This window comes from Olsenella phocaeensis (genome assembly GCF_900120385.1).
Lineage (GTDB): Bacteria > Actinomycetota > Coriobacteriia > Coriobacteriales > Atopobiaceae > Olsenella_I > Olsenella_I phocaeensis.
In genome coordinates this window covers 1273885-1287875 of sequence record NZ_LT635494.1, presented here as the reverse complement: position 1 = coordinate 1287875, position 13991 = coordinate 1273885, and the positions used below count along the sequence as shown (strand labels likewise).

The window sequence follows — 13991 nt, the reverse complement described above, 5'->3', positions numbered from 1 at the left end:
CGCCGGGCGTCACCGTCATCGGCCCCAAGGGCACCGTCGTCCTCGAGGAGGGCACCATCGTCGCGGCCCGTCACATCCACATGAGCCCGGCACAGGCGGCGGAGCGCGGCTTCCACGACGGACAGGTCGTCTCGCTGAAGGTCGGCGGGGAGCGCGGCGGCACGCTCGACAACGTCATCGTCCGCGTGACCGAGAGCGGCAACCTCGACTGTCACATCGACACCGAGGAGGCCAACGCGCTTCACGTCAAGTGCGGCTCCACGCTTCGGGTAGTCAGGTAACGCGAGCGCCAGCTCGGGAATGGGCGGCACGCCCAGGGAGGAAGAAAGATGGCAGGCATGACTGAGGCACTGGGCATGATCGAGACCAAGGGGATGGTCGGGGCCGTGGAGGCCGCCGACGCCATGGTCAAGGCGGCGAACGTCCGCCTCGTCGGCAAGGAGCGCGTGGGGGGCGGCCTCGTGACCGTCTTCGTCCGCGGCGACGTGGGGGCGGTCAAGGCCGCGACCGACGCCGGCGCGGCGGCGGCCCAGCGCGTGGGGGAGCTCCTCTCCGTCCACGTGATCCCCCGCCCGGACGGCATGGTCGAGTCCATCCTGCCCTCCGCGGAGTAGCAGGGACCCCACCGTCCATCCCATCAGCTAGTCGGAAAGAGACATGATGCAGGAATTCGACTACGACCTCCAGAGCATCCAGGCCGCGCGTGACCTCGCCCGCAAGGGCCAGGTCGCCGCGAACCAGATCGCCAACTACAGTGTCGAGCAGATCGACCGCATCCTCCGCGCCATGGTCGAGGTCGCGGAGAAGAACGCGGAGCAGCTCGCGATGATGGCCGTCGAGGAGACGACCTTCGGCAACGTGCATGACAAGATCTACAAGAACCACATGGCGTCCGGCCTGCTCTACGAGCAGATCAAGGACAAGAAGACCATCGGCGTCATCGACGTGGACGAGAAGAGCCAAGTCATCACCATCGCCGAGCCCGTGGGTCTGGTCATGGGCATCGTCCCCTCGACCAATCCCACCTCCACGGTCCTCTACAAGTCCCTGATCGCGCTCAAGTCGCGCAACGCCATCGTCTTCTCGCCCCACCCCAAGGCTGCCAAGTGCACCAACCTCGCCATCAGGCTCATGTGCGACGCGGCCGTCGCCGCGGGCGCGCCGGAGAACATCATCCAGGGCGTCTCGCTTGCCACCATCGCCGCGACCAACGAGCTCATGCACGCCCCCGAGGTCAAGATGATCATCGCCACGGGCGGTCCCGGCATGGTGAAGGCCGCCTACAGCTCTGGCAAGCCGGCCCTCGGCGTCGGGGCGGGCAACTCTCCCTCATACATCGAGCGTACGGCCAACGTCCGCCAGGCAGTGCGCCAGATCATGGCGTCCAAGACCTTCGACAACGGCACCATCTGCGCCTCGGAGCAGAGCGTCATCTGCGAGACGGTGAACCACGACGAGGTGGTCTCTGAGTTCAAGAGGCAGGGCGGCTACTTCATGAGCGAGGAGGAGTGCAAGAAGGTCTGCGCCATCCTCTTCCGCAACGGCCACTCCATGAGCCCCAAGTTCGTGGGGCACTGCGCGCTCGACATCGCCCAGGCCGCCGGAATCCACGTGCCCGCCGACACCAAGGTCCTCATCGGGGAGCAGTACGGCGTGGGCGACGAGTGGCCCCTCTCGTTCGAGAAGCTCACCACCGTCCTCGCCTTCTACACCGTCGCCGACTGGCATGAGGCCTGCGACCTCTCCATCGCGCTGCTCCAGAACGGCATCGGCCACACGATGAACATCCACACCGAGGACAAGGAGATCGTCCGGAAGTTCTCGGTGAAGCCCGCCTCGCGCATCCTCATCAACACCGGCGGAACCCAGGGCGGGACGGGCCTCTCCACCGGTCTCGAGGTCGCTCTGACCCTGGGCTGCGGCACCTGGGGCGGAAGCTCGGTCTCCGAGAACGTGGGACCCCAGCACCTCATCAACATCAAGCGCATCGCCAACGGCACCGTCGAGCCCGACCAGGTGGCGGCCGCCGACGAGACCTTCGCCAAGTGGCACCCCGAGCTGGCCGCGCAGTACGGTTGCGCTCCCTGCGGCCAGGCCGGCGCAGTCTGCGAGCACTCCGGGAGCGTGGCCGTTCCCGAGACCCACGAGACGGGCATCGAGATGCCCGTGGGCCATGGCACGAGCGGCATCAGCTACTCCGTGGGCTGCAACGGATGCGGCAGCGCCCCCGCCCAGGCGCAGCCCCAGGCTCCGAGCGACGCGATCGACGCCGAGGAGCTCAAGAAGATGGTCAACGAGCTCGTCGCGGCATTCCGCGGGGAGTAGCCAGGCAAAGCTGTCGGTGGCGCTGGCAGCCACCGCCAAGGCAAGGAGCTGAACTATGAACGAGGCACTGGGAATGGTCGAGACCGTGGGCTNCCTCGAGAGCCCGTGCCCCGCCTCGCACGACGGCAAGGCGCCGGCTGCCGTCCACCACGAGCCAGGCTCGCACGAGGGCGAGAGGCCCGTCGAGCCCCCGCTCTCGGCGGACGAGCTCGAGCGGGTCATTTCCGCGGCCCTCGAGCGGGGCATCTGGAGCAAGGAGGACGTCGAGGGCATCTTCGGGCTCAAGGCCCCTGCCGTCGACCCGGACATGGTCCCCGTCGGGGTCTCGGGCCGTCACATCCACCTGTCGCAGGAGCACCTCGAGCGGCTCTTCGGCGCGGGCTACCAGCTCACCCCCCTCAAGGACCTGAGCCAGCCCGGACAGTTCGCCGCCAAGGAGTGCGTGACCGTCGCCGGCCCCAAGGGCGTCATCCAGAAGGTCCGCGTGCTGGGGCCCGTGCGTCCCCAGACGCAGGTCGAGGTCCTGGCGGGTGACACGTTCAAGCTGGGCGTGCCCCAGGTGGTTCGCCTCTCCGGGCAGCTCAAGGGGACGCCGGGCGTCACCGTCATCGGCCCCAAGGGCACCGTCGTCCTCGAGGAGGGCACCATCGTCGCGGCCCGTCACATCCACATGAGCCCGGCACAGGCGGCGGAGCGCGGCTTCCACGACGGACAGGTCGTCTCGCTGAAGGTCGGCGGGGAGCGCGGCGGCACGCTCGACAACGTCATCGTCCGCGTGACCGAGAGCGGCAACCTCGACTGTCACATCGACACCGAGGAGGCCAACGCGCTTCACGTCAAGTGCGGCTCCACGCTTCGGGTAGTCAGGTAACGCGAGCGCCAGCTCGGGAATGGGCGGCACGCCCAGGGAGGAAGAAAGATGGCAGGCATGACTGAGGCACTGGGCATGATCGAGACCAAGNGCCCGCCTTCGTGGCGGGCCTGCCGTACTCCGTCGAGCGACGGCTGGCCTTCGGCCTCGTCGGGCCGGGGTCCGAGTGCCTGGGCTTCGACGACGGGCTGTCTTGCGACCACGACTTCGGCCCCGGCTTCTGCGTGTGGGTTCCCCGCGACCTCTATGCGGAGTGGGGAGAGGAGCTCGCGCGCCGCTACGAGGCCCTGCCCAAGGAGTTCATGGGCGTGCGCAGGGTCGCGACCCCGCTTGCGGGCCAGAGGGTGGGCGTGTTCGAGACGGAGGCCTTCTATCGTGGCTTCATAGGCCTCGAGAGGGCGCCCCAGAGCGTCTCCGAGTGGCTGCGCATCCCCGAGCAGCTCCTTGCCACCGTCACCTGCGGCGAGGTCTTCTGCGATCCCAGCGGGCAGTTCACGGGGGTGCGCCGGGCGCTTGAGGCGTTCTATCCCGACGAGGTCCTGCGGAAGAAGCTCGCCGCCGACATGGCGGTCATGGCGCAGGCGGGGCAGTACAACCTCGGGCGCTGCCTCCGGCGCGGGGAGCTCGTGGCGGCCGACGCCGCCCGCACGGAGTTCCTTATGGCTGCCATGGCGGCGCTGCACCTGCTCTCGCGCCGCTACATGCCGTTCTACAAGTGGTCGTTCCGCTCGCTCTCGCAGAGGGCACAGGCTCCCGCCCCGGTCTGCGGCCTGGTGGAGGGCATCGCGTCCGCCCCCGTCGAACGGGTCTCCCTGGATGACGTGGAGCGGCTCTGCTCCGTGGTGCTGGGGGTCGCGCTGGCGCTCGGCTGGACGACGACGGAGTCCGACTTCCTGCTCGATGCCGCCACGTCCATGTGGCAGGCGATCCCGAACGACTACCTCAGGACGAGGCCGCTCAACGAGGGAGCGTATCGCTGATGGCAGGTGACCGCCATGGCGCCGAGGGCCTCTGCGGCTCCTACGGGAGGCGCCTTGGGCGCAGGAGGGGGATGAGGGGGCTGTTCTCCGCTCCGGCGGTCGTCGGACTGCTCGAGGGCGAGGGGCTCGACGACGCCGCCAGGGAGACGCTCGAGCGCGTCGTGTGCCTCGAGTGGGAGCTGTTCGACGGCGTGAGGAATGCCGGCGGCCGCGCGAGCTGCCAGGATGACCTGCGCTCCTTCTTCTCGTACCGCTGCACGCAGTATCTCGCCTTCCCGCACGAGATCGTCCCCCGGGTGCTGGGGGAGCTCGAGCGGGCGGAGCTGGAGGGGAGGAACGTCGTGCGCGAGAAGTACGCTCGCATGATGGCGGTGACCGACCCCGAGGCGTTTGGCAGGGAGTGGTCCTCCCTCCTTGCCCCGCCCTCTCCCGTCAAGTCGGAGGCCCTGAGGCAGCTGCGCCGCCTGCTCGTCCCCGCACTCGAGGAGGCCGCCGCCGCGCTTCCCGTCTCGCACGGGCACGCCCGTCCGGACGAGTCCTCCGCAGGCCACGTCTCGGCTCTCGACTACCTCGAGGCGGAGGTCTGCTCGTACTCCCTTGGCACGATCTTCGCACTGAGGGACGCGCTCCGTCGCCAACTTGGGCACACTAACCCGATCGCACGGAGCTACGTGCTCTCAGGAAGGCTCCACGACGCAACGGAGGTGATTGAGTGAGCTCACGCAAGCAGGGCGGCGGGGACGACCGCCTGTACCAGATCGGCGAGGTCAGCAGGATGGGAGGACTCTCCCAGCGCATGCTGCGCCACTACGACGAGCTCGGACTCATGGAGCCCGACGTCGTGGGCAAGAACGGCTACCGGTACTACAGCCGGCAGACCATGCTCAAGATCCCGGTGATCAACTACCTGAAGATGATGGGCTTCTTGCTCGACGAGATAGCCTCCATGCAGCGTCACTCGAACCTCCTCGAGGCGCGCAAGCTCCTCGGCAGGCATCTGGAGATCTGCGAGGACGAGGCGCGCAGGCTGTCCGAGAGGCGCGAGGCCATCGTCGACTGGGCGGAGCTCGTCGAGGAGGCGAGCACCGTCCTGAGGGTGCGTCCCAGCGCCGTTAGCGTGAAGTTCCTCTCCTCCTGCGAGCTCCTCTGCCTTCCCTCGCGCTTCTCCGGCAGCTTCGCCGACGCCATCGTGAGCCTCGACTTCGCCTCCTTCGTGAGCGACGTGAAGAACGTCATCACGGGTCCCGTCATCCTGGGGTTCGACTCGGTGGACGACGCCGTGCGCGCCGCGTCCGAGGGCAGGGAGTGCGACGTGAGGCTCCTCCAGAAGCCCATGCACCCCATCTCGGGCGAGACGAGCGTGTCGCTGCCTGCGGGCATGTACCTCTCCGCCTACCACATCGGGGCCTTCGAGGACATGGGCAGCACCTACCGGCGCGTGCTCCAGTTCGCCCAAGAGAGCGGCTACCGTCCCTGCGGCATGGCCTACGAGCGCTTCGTGACCGACTTCTGGACCACCTCCAACCCCGACCTCTTCGTGACCGAGGTCCTTCTGCCAACCGAAACGGAGTAACGATGAACGAGTTCTACCTCAAGACCAAGCTGTTCTTCGGCGCGCGCGCCGTCGAGCACCTGCAGTCCCTCTCCCGCTCCAACGTCCTCGTAATCACCGACGGCTTCCTCCAGGAGTCCGGCATGGTGGAAAAGATGACGCAGCACCTCCCTGTGGGCTCGCAGGTCCACGTGTACTCGAACGTCAAGCCCGACCCCAGCCAGGAGCTGGTCGACGCCGGCGTGAGGATGATCTTCGACGTCAGGCCCGACCTCGTGATCGCCTTTGGTGGCGGCTCGTGCATCGACGCCTCCAAGGCCATCCTCTACTTCGCGGCGGAGCAGGGCCTCGAGCGCCCGTACTTCCTCGCCATCCCCACCACGGCGGGCACCGGATCCGAGGTCACCAACTTCGCGGTCATCACCCGCGGGTCCACCAAGGTGGCGCTCATCGATGACGCCCTCATGCCCGACGGGGCGCTCCTCGACGCGGGCTTCACCCGCTCGGTCCCGCCCAAGATCACTGCCGACACGGGACTTGACGTGCTTACCCACGCTCTCGAGGCGTACGTGAGCAACGCCGCCACCACCTTCACCGACGCCATGGCGACCAAGGCGCTTCGCATCGTGTTCGAGGACCTCCCCGTGGTGTTCCGTGACGGGGACGCCATGAGGGCGCGCGGCCGCATGACAGAGGCGTCCTGCGTGGCGGGCATCGCCTTCACCAACGCGGGTCTGGGCATCAACCACAGCCTCGCCCATGCGCTGGGCGGCCGCTTCCACGTCGCCCATGGCAGGCTCAACGCCATCCTCCTTCCCTACGTCATGCGCTTCCACATGGCGGAGACGAAGTACCGCGAGCCCTACGAGCGCCTCGCGGGCGAGCTGGGCATGGCGGACGCGGACGAGCTGCTGCGGCGCGTCCTCGACCTGCGTCGCGCCCTGGGCGTCGAGGGGAGCATCTCGGAGCTGGACGGCATCGACGCCGCGAGCTTCGAGGCCCACGTGGGCGAGATGGCCGAGGCGGCGGCAAACGACCGCTGCACCCCCACGAACCCGCGCCCCGTCTCCAAGCAGGACCTCGTGAACCTCTACCGCGACGCCTGGCGGGGGTAGGGACGTCCGGCCCTGGCCTCGCGCCAGCACGGCGAGGCCAGGTACACCCGCCCGCTGGGAAGGCGTCGCATCCCGCCCGCCGGACCACCGCTTGACACTGACAGCGAGTGAGCCCTTAGGACGGTAGCGAGGCAAGGCAGTTCGCATGTGATTGGAGGTCGCGAGCGTGGACGACGGCCAGGAACAGATACGCGTCGTACAAGAGACCGTCTCGGGCAAGGAGATCACCCTCGCCCACGTGATCGGCGGGCCCGAGCCCATCATCTACACGAAGCTGGGGCTCAACCCCTCGGTGGACTACGGCTCGAGCGCGCTCGGGATCATGAACATCACCCCGCCGGAGTCCGCGGTCATCGCGTCCGACATCGCGATAAAGAGTGCCGACGTCTACCTGGGGTTCGCCGACCGTTTCACGGGGACCATGATCATCACCGGCGAGATAGCGGACGTCACCTGCGCCATCACCCGGGTCGTGGAGTTCTTCCACGGCACCCTGGGCTACGTCACCTGCCGGGTCACGAAGCGCTAGGGGGTGCCGTGGGCGAGAGGGTCACGCGCAAGGAGTTCTTCGACCAGCTCTTTGGCGGGAGGCTGCGTCGCGACGAGCGAGGCGAACTGCGCATCACCCGTGTGAGGGTGCCCGGTCGCGAGATAGACCTCGCGCATGTGATGGGGAGTTCCCGCGAGCCGGTGTGCACGACCCTGGGTCTCGACATCGGGGTGCACGAGGGGGAGGACCACGCCGGGGAGGCGCTGGGCTTCATGCGCTTTACCCCCTGGGAATCCGTGGTGGTGGCCGCGGACATCGCGGTGAAGCACGGCTCGGTGGGCCTCGGCTTCATGGACCGCTTCAACGGGTCGCTCGTCCTCACGGGCCAGATTTCCGAGGTCGAGAGCGCCGAGCGGGAGGTACTCGACTACTTCGCACACGTGCTCGACTTCCACGTGTGCAAGATGACGCGCCGGTAGGGAGGGGGAGAGGTGAAGAGGCTGTTCCTGATGGGCCGCAGCGAGGCGGGGAAGACCTCCCTCACCCAGGCGCTTCGCGGCGAGAAGCTGCTTTACCACAAGACGCAGTACACCTATGCCGACGGCGAGACCATCGACACGCCAGGCGAGTACGCCGAGTCCAAGCAGGCCGGCGTCGGCCTGGCGTGCTTCTCGTTCGAGTCTGACGTCGTCGCCATCCTCATCGCTGCAAACGAGCCGTTCACCGTGCACGCCCCCAACGCGAACGCCTTCCTCAACCGTCCCCTCATCGGCGTCATCACGAAGATCCACGCCCCCAACGCCAACATCCCCATGGTCCGACAGTGGCTGGTCGACTGTGGATGCGAGAGGGTCTTCCTCGTGGACAACAGCACGGGAGAGGGGGTCGGCGCCCTCAGGGCGTACCTGGCGGAGGACAACCCCAGGATATCGCTCGAAGAGGCGAAGGAGCGCCAGCGCATGGGCCTGAGCGACTGGGCCCCGCTGCCCCAGGGGGCATAGCGCCGGCCCGTGACGAGCAAGCTCCATTCCGCGAGGAGGGACCACGAACATGGATACGCACTTCGACTTCGGGGGCTTCGTCCCCTCCGAGCGCATCTCCAGGCTCAAGGCGGCGTATCTGGACGCGCGCCCCAGCATCACCATAGACCGCGCCCTGGCCTTCACGCTCGTCGCCATGGAGCAGCCCGACCTCCCTCCCCAGCTGGCATCGCGAGGAGCTTCCGCAAGGCCTGCGAGACGGCGCCGCTCCTCATCCAGGACGACGAGCTCATCGTGGGCCACCCCTGCGGCAGGCCTCGCGCGGGGGCGCTCTCTCCCGACATCGCCTGGGAGTGGCTCGACGACGAGCTGGACGAGATTGGCACGAGGCCACAGGACCCCTACTACGTGAGCGAGGAGGACAAGAGGACCTGCCGCGAGGTCATCTTCCCGTTCTGGAAGGGCAAGTCGCTCGCCGAGGCCTGCGAGGAGCGGCTGCGCGCGGCGGGCTTTTGGGACTATGCCGCCGATGCCTGCATCACGGACGTCACCTACCACGTGACGAGTGGCGGTGGTGACACCGCCCCCGGCTTCGACATCATCCTCTTCGAGAAGGGCATCGACGGCATCGAGGCCGAGGCCCGACGCCACCTCGCGGGACTCCCTGCCGAGAGCGACGACGTCGAGGGGCGCCGGGTCTACTACGAGGCGGCCATCGAGACCTGCGAGGGGGTGAAGGCGTACGCCGGGCGCCTGGCGGACCATGCGGAGGAGCTCGCGGGGAAGGCCGAGGACGCCAGCCGCAGGGAGGAGCTCCTCAGAATCGCAGAGGTGAACCGCAGGGTGCCCGCCAACCCTCCCAGCAACTTCTGGGAGGCGCTGCAGTCCCTCTGGACGGTGCAGTCGCTCTTCTCGCTCGAGGCGAACCAGTGCAGCACCTCCCTGGGTCGCGTCGACCAGTACCTCTATCCCTACTACGCGCGCGACGTCGAGTCCGGGGCGCTCTCGCGCGAGCGGGCCTTCGAGCTCTTCGCCTGCTTCATGATCAAGTGCTCTGAGGTCATCTGGTACACACCTGGTGCGAGCGCCAAGTACTTCGCCGGCTACATGCCGTTCATCAACATGTGCGTCGGTGGCGTGGGCCGACACGGCGGAGACGCCACCAACGAGCTCACCTACCTCATCATGGAGGCCGTTCGCAAGGTACGCATGTACCAGCCGACGCTTGCCTGTCGCGTGCACAACCTCTCGCCCCAGCGCTACCTCGAGAAGATCGTGGACGTGATACGGGCGGGGGGCGGGATGCCCGCCGTGCACTTTGACGACGCTCACGAGAAGATGATGCTGCGAAAGGGCTACAACTTCGAGGACGCCCGCGACTACAGCTGCATGGGCTGCGTCGAGCCCCAGAGGAGCGGTCGCGTGCACCAGTGGACCTCGGGCGGCTTCACGCAGTGGCCCATCTGCATAGACCTCGCGCTGCACAACGGCGTGCTCAACAGCTATGGACCTCGACAGTGGCTCGCGACCGGCGAGGTCGAGGACTTCAAGAGCTTCGAGGACTTCGAGCATGCGGTGAAGGCCCAGCTCGACCACCTTATCGACGTCAACTGCAACGCCTCCAACATCGTCGAGGAGACCTACCGCGAGGTAAATCCGACGCCGTACATGTCGCTGTTCGTCGATGGCTGCATGGATAAGGGAAGGGACGTCATGGACGGGGGAGCCGTGCTCTATGCCGGTCCCGGCACCATCTTCGCCGGCCTCGGCACCTATGCCGACAGCATGGCTGCGGTCAAGAAGCTCGTCTTCGACGACCACAAGTACACGCTTCCTCAGCTCAAGGCCGCCATGGATGCCAACTGGGTGGGCTATGAGAACGTGAGGCGCGACTGCGTCGAAGCCCCCAAGTACGGCAATGACGACGACTACGCCGACCACTTCGCGGCGGACATCGTCGACTACACCGAGCAGCGCATGAACGCGCACAAGTCGCTGTACGCCTACCGCATCCACGGCACGCTCTCCCAGTCGTTCAACACGCCGCTGGGCGAGATGGACGGTGCCACACCTGATGGCCACGCGGCGTACGCTCCGCTCTCCGACGGCATGAGCCCGTCGCAGGGCATGGACAAGAAGGGCCCCACCGCCGTCATAAAGTCGGTCTCCAAGATCAACGTCGAGGAGATGAGCCTGGGCATGTCACACAACTTCAAGTTCTCGCCCGGCTTCATCGACAAGCCCGAGGGCCGCAAGGCCGTCGTGGCGCTGCTCATGGCGGCGTCCCTGCTCGGCAACGCCCAGATGCAATTCAACTGCGTCGACAACGCCGAGCTGAGGGACGCCAAGGCCCACCCCGAGCGCCATCGCGACCTCATCGTGCGCGTGGCGGGCTATTCTGCCTTCTTCAACGAGCTCTGCGAGGAGGTTCAGGACGAGATCATCAGCCGAACCGAGATCGACCGGGCATAGCGCACCCGTCGTCGCTCGTCGGTCTCTGGATCGCTGGCTGCGCCCCCTTCCCTTGGCCTTCCGGAGGCCGACCCCTCGCCCACGGGTGACGGAGGCCTGACCCGGGGGATGGTATGCTGGAACCCCTGGATGATGGCGAGGAGCTTGGGGCCAACGCCGCGATGCTCGATCGCATGCTCTCTGGGGACATCGAGACCCAACAGGCGTCAGGGAGGAAGTGCGGCATGAGGAAGGTCGTCGTATTCGGTAGCCTCAACACCGACATGTCCATCGAGTGCGACCGGCTTCCCGAGCTCGGGGAGACCGTGCGCGGGTCCGGCTTCGTGACAGTGCCCGGCGGCAAGGGGGGCAACCAGGCCGTCGCCTCCGCGCGCATGGGGGCGGACACCTTCATGGTGGGCAAGGTCGGCAACGACCCCAACGGGCGCGAGCTCGTCTCGTCCCTGGCCATGCACGGGGTGGTATGCATGAACGTGAGCGCCACCACGCGTGCGCCGACGGCGACCGCGGTCGTGCTGCGCACCAAGGGCAACAACCACGTCATCCTGGACGCCGGCGCCAACGAGAAGATGATCTACGAGGAGGTGCGGGCCGCCATCCACGGCCTGCGCGGCCTCGGAAACATCTTCCTGACCCAGCTCGAGTGCGACTTCGACGTGACCATGAAGGCGATATCCTGCGCGAAGCGCAACGGGCTCTACACCGTGCTCAACGCATCGCCTGCCCGCGAGCTGCCCGACGAGATCTACCCCCAGCTCGACCTCCTCTGCGTCAACCGCACCGAGTGCGCCGCCATCAGCGGGATCTGCCCCGAAGACGACGAGTCGGCCAAGGAGGCGCTGCGCTTCTTCGCCGGCAAGGGCGCCCGTGACGTCATCGTCACGCTGGGCTCCGAGGGCTCCGTGGCGCTCAGCCACGGCAAGTTCGTGCGCATCGACCCCTTCCCGGTGGACGCGGTCGACTCCACGGGCTCCGGGGACGCCTACCTCGGGGAGGTCGTCGCCCACCTCGCCTTCGGCGGCACGCTCAAGGGCGGCATGGTCTATGGCTCCGCCGCCGGCGCGCTCTGCGCCACGAAGGTGGGCGGGCAGGACACCATGCCCAGCTGGGCGGAGGTGGAGGCCCTCGCCAAGGACCGCGTGGCGGAGCTTGGCCCAGGCGCCTAGCCCCTCGGCACGATCGGACGACCAGGGAGCCCGGGGGCCAACGCCCCGGGCTCCCCTTATGCTCAGATGCTGGAATGTCGCCGGCAGGCCTGCCGCACGCCCTGGCGTGTGAGAGACTCTAGAAAGCTGTGCGTGCGTCCGCGGAAGCTCCGCCGGCGGCGCCAGGAATCTCGAGCGAGCGATTGGACTCTCATGGCCAGGCATTTCTCCGACCTCCAGCAGACGATGGGACGGGGCTTCGCCCGTGTGGGCGAAGATGGCCCTAAAGGGGGCCCGGAAGGAGGGGAGCCAGGCTCCAGCCATGTCGTGGCCGTCGTGGTCGTCTGCGCCGTCGTCTGCCTCCTGGCGCTCATGGCCGTGGGAGGATGGCGCCTCTACGTCTCGGCCCAGAGGGTGAAGGCCGAGGCCCAGCAGGTCGTGGGCAGCGTGGACGGGCTCAAGGCCGCGCTCAAGGACGGCGACGCGGAGAGGCTCTCGTCCATCGCCGCCGACGTCAACGGGGCGGCGCACGGCATGCAGAACGAGACGTCCGGCCTCCTCTGGGCCGCCGGCTCGCTCGTTCCCGTCGTGGGCAGTGACGTCTCGAGCGTCCGGAGCCTCGCCAACGTGCTCGTCGACCTCTCTGACAACGCGCTCACCCCGCTTGCCGCGAATCCCGATGCCCTTCAGCTCAAGGGGCTCGTGAGCGATGGTGCCGTGAACGTCGAGAGGGTCAAGGAGCTGGCCGCCCTCGAGCAGCAGCTCTCTCCCGTCGTCCGCCGCAGCGTCCAGACCATCGCTGGGCTGCCCAAGGCCCACCTGTCCCAGCTCGCCTCCGCCCTCGACAAGGTCCAGGCCAAGGTGGGCAAGGCGGACGAGGCCCTCGCCAAGGCGGACGCCATCGTGCCCCAGCTTCCCGCCATGCTCGGCGCCGACGGCCAGACGAGGAACTACCTCGTCGTCGCCCAGAACAACGTCGAGCTGAGGGCCACAGGTGGCTTCGCCGGCTCATGGACGACGCTCAGCGTCACCGACGGCGTCATCCAGATGGGGGACTCCCTCACCCTCCAGCACGCCGCGAACTTCCCCTTCGACTGGAGCGACGAGGAGCGCGCGGTCTTTCCCATGGTCAGCGTGGACGACCCCAGCGGCGTCAACTTCACGCCCGACTTCGCCCGCGCCGGCGCACGCTTCGCCGAGGCGTACCAAGACAACACGGGAAGCCGCGTCGATGGCGTGGTGGGAATCGACCCGGTCTTCCTCCAGAGGCTGCTCTCGCTCACGGGTGGCGTCGTCGCCTCGGACGGGACCGAGGTGAACGGCGACAACGCCGCCGCAGAGCTCATGAACGGCGTCTACTGGCGCTACCCGGACAACCCCGACTACCAGGACGCGTTCTTCGCCGAGGTCGCCGGCCTGTCCTTCCAGAAGGTCCTGGGGGGGTTGGGCGACGTCGACGTGAAGAGGCTCTCCGACGTCATCGAGAAGTCCGCCGACGACCATCGCCTTCAGGTCTGGATGGCCGATGCGGACGAGGAACGGGCGATGGACGGCCTGGGCATGTCCGGGGGGATCGGACAGGACGAGGCCACCCCCGTCCTCGGGGTCTACCTCAACGACAACACCTGGTCGAAGATCGACTGGTACCTCTCCTGCGAGACGACCGTGGGCGAGGGCGTGCGAAACCCCGACGGCAGCACGACCTACGAGGTGGTGACCTCCCTGACGAACAACGGCAGCGAGGACGAGTTCGCAGGCATGCCCGAGTACATCTCGGGAAAGAACCCTGACAAGCGGAGCGTGGGTGACATGATCACCATCCCGCTGGTCCTGGGGCCAGCTGGCGGCCACGTCGACGGCCTCATCGTCTCTGACGGCAGCAGCCTCGACGAGCACACCCTCTACGGCCTCGACGCCTGGACGGGCACCCTGCACGTCGGTGCCCAGCAGACGGTCCAGCTGAGCTACAAGGTCACCGTCTCCCCGAAGGCGACCGCGCCGCTTGCCGTGCGCACCACCCCCCTGGCCCAGGAGTAGAATCCAAGGCCGCGTGCCATCGCG

The 13991-nt window shown here is 67.6% G+C and carries 14 protein-coding genes; all 14 read left to right on the top strand.

Features of this window, described 5'->3' with window-relative positions; genetic code table 11:
* On the top strand, positions 1 to 281 hold a 281-nt coding region (locus BQ7388_RS06155), incomplete at its 5' end, for a PduL/EutD family phosphate acyltransferase (protein ID WP_268794031.1).
* Positions 282 to 329: 48 nt separating this feature from the next.
* Positions 330 to 614, top strand: a complete 285-nt coding sequence (locus BQ7388_RS06150) for a BMC domain-containing protein (protein ID WP_072500026.1) — start codon at positions 330 to 332, stop codon at positions 612 to 614.
* Positions 615 to 657: 43 nt separating this feature from the next.
* Positions 658 to 2325, top strand: coding sequence for an acetaldehyde dehydrogenase (acetylating) (locus tag BQ7388_RS06145; RefSeq protein WP_234946880.1), 1668 nt, complete (start codon positions 658 to 660; stop codon positions 2323 to 2325).
* A gap of 55 nt (positions 2326 to 2380) precedes the next feature.
* Positions 2381 to 3196: a phosphate propanoyltransferase gene (locus BQ7388_RS06140; RefSeq protein WP_234946879.1), complete on the top strand. Its 816-nt coding sequence runs from the start codon at positions 2381 to 2383 to the stop codon at positions 3194 to 3196.
* A gap of 101 nt (positions 3197 to 3297) precedes the next feature.
* Positions 3298 to 4176: a DUF4037 domain-containing protein gene (locus BQ7388_RS06135; protein WP_072500024.1), complete on the top strand. Its 879-nt coding sequence runs from the start codon at positions 3298 to 3300 to the stop codon at positions 4174 to 4176.
* On the top strand, positions 4176 to 4892 hold the full coding sequence (locus BQ7388_RS06130; RefSeq protein WP_072500023.1) for a DUF4125 family protein: 717 nt from the start codon (positions 4176 to 4178) through the stop codon (positions 4890 to 4892). Before BQ7388_RS06135 ends, BQ7388_RS06130 begins: the two co-directional genes overlap by 1 nt.
* Entirely contained in the window at positions 4889 to 5749 is an 861-nt protein-coding gene (locus BQ7388_RS06125; RefSeq protein ID WP_072500022.1) for a MerR family transcriptional regulator, read from the top strand. The genes BQ7388_RS06130 and BQ7388_RS06125 overlap by 4 nt, the downstream gene beginning before the upstream one ends.
* 2 nt (positions 5750 to 5751) lie before the next feature.
* A complete protein-coding gene (locus BQ7388_RS06120; protein ID WP_072500021.1) occupies positions 5752 to 6843 on the top strand; it encodes a 1-propanol dehydrogenase PduQ in 1092 nt (363 codons plus the stop codon).
* 166 nt (positions 6844 to 7009) lie between these two features.
* Positions 7010 to 7372, top strand: a complete 363-nt coding sequence (locus tag BQ7388_RS06115) for a BMC domain-containing protein (protein ID WP_072500474.1) — start codon at positions 7010 to 7012, stop codon at positions 7370 to 7372.
* Positions 7373 to 7380: 8 nt separating this feature from the next.
* Entirely contained in the window at positions 7381 to 7812 is a 432-nt protein-coding gene (locus tag BQ7388_RS06110) for a BMC domain-containing protein (protein WP_072500020.1), read from the top strand.
* A 12-nt stretch (positions 7813 to 7824) separates the two neighbouring features.
* A complete protein-coding gene (locus BQ7388_RS06105) occupies positions 7825 to 8334 on the top strand; it encodes a EutP/PduV family microcompartment system protein (protein WP_072500019.1) in 510 nt (169 codons plus the stop codon).
* A 9-nt stretch (positions 8335 to 8343) separates the two neighbouring features.
* Entirely contained in the window at positions 8344 to 10785 is a 2442-nt protein-coding gene (gene cutC, locus BQ7388_RS06100; RefSeq protein ID WP_072500018.1) for a choline trimethylamine-lyase, read from the top strand.
* A gap of 113 nt (positions 10786 to 10898) precedes the next feature.
* Positions 10899 to 11951 (top strand): ribokinase, encoded by a 1053-nt coding sequence (locus BQ7388_RS06095; RefSeq protein WP_083558292.1) that lies wholly within the window; start codon positions 10899 to 10901, stop codon positions 11949 to 11951.
* A 192-nt stretch (positions 11952 to 12143) separates the two neighbouring features.
* Positions 12144 to 13967: a DUF4012 domain-containing protein gene (locus BQ7388_RS06090; RefSeq protein WP_129583169.1), complete on the top strand. Its 1824-nt coding sequence runs from the start codon at positions 12144 to 12146 to the stop codon at positions 13965 to 13967.
* Positions 13968 to 13991 lie beyond the last annotated feature (24 nt).

Excerpts from the sequence above, each read along its gene's own strand:
- BQ7388_RS06130 (WP_072500023.1), top strand. The coding sequence starts at position 4,176 with ATGGCAGGTGACCGCCATGGCGCCGAGGGCCTCTGCGGCTCCTACGGG.
- BQ7388_RS06090 (WP_129583169.1), top strand. The coding sequence starts at position 12,144 with ATGGCCAGGCATTTCTCCGACCTCCAGCAGACGATGGGACGGGGCTTC.
- BQ7388_RS06120 (WP_072500021.1), top strand. The coding sequence starts at position 5,752 with ATGAACGAGTTCTACCTCAAGACCAAGCTGTTCTTCGGCGCGCGCGCC.
- BQ7388_RS06095 (WP_083558292.1), top strand. The coding sequence starts at position 10,899 with ATGCTGGAACCCCTGGATGATGGCGAGGAGCTTGGGGCCAACGCCGCG.
- BQ7388_RS06145 (WP_234946880.1), top strand. The coding sequence starts at position 658 with ATGATGCAGGAATTCGACTACGACCTCCAGAGCATCCAGGCCGCGCGT.
- BQ7388_RS06150 (WP_072500026.1), top strand. The coding sequence starts at position 330 with ATGGCAGGCATGACTGAGGCACTGGGCATGATCGAGACCAAGGGGATG.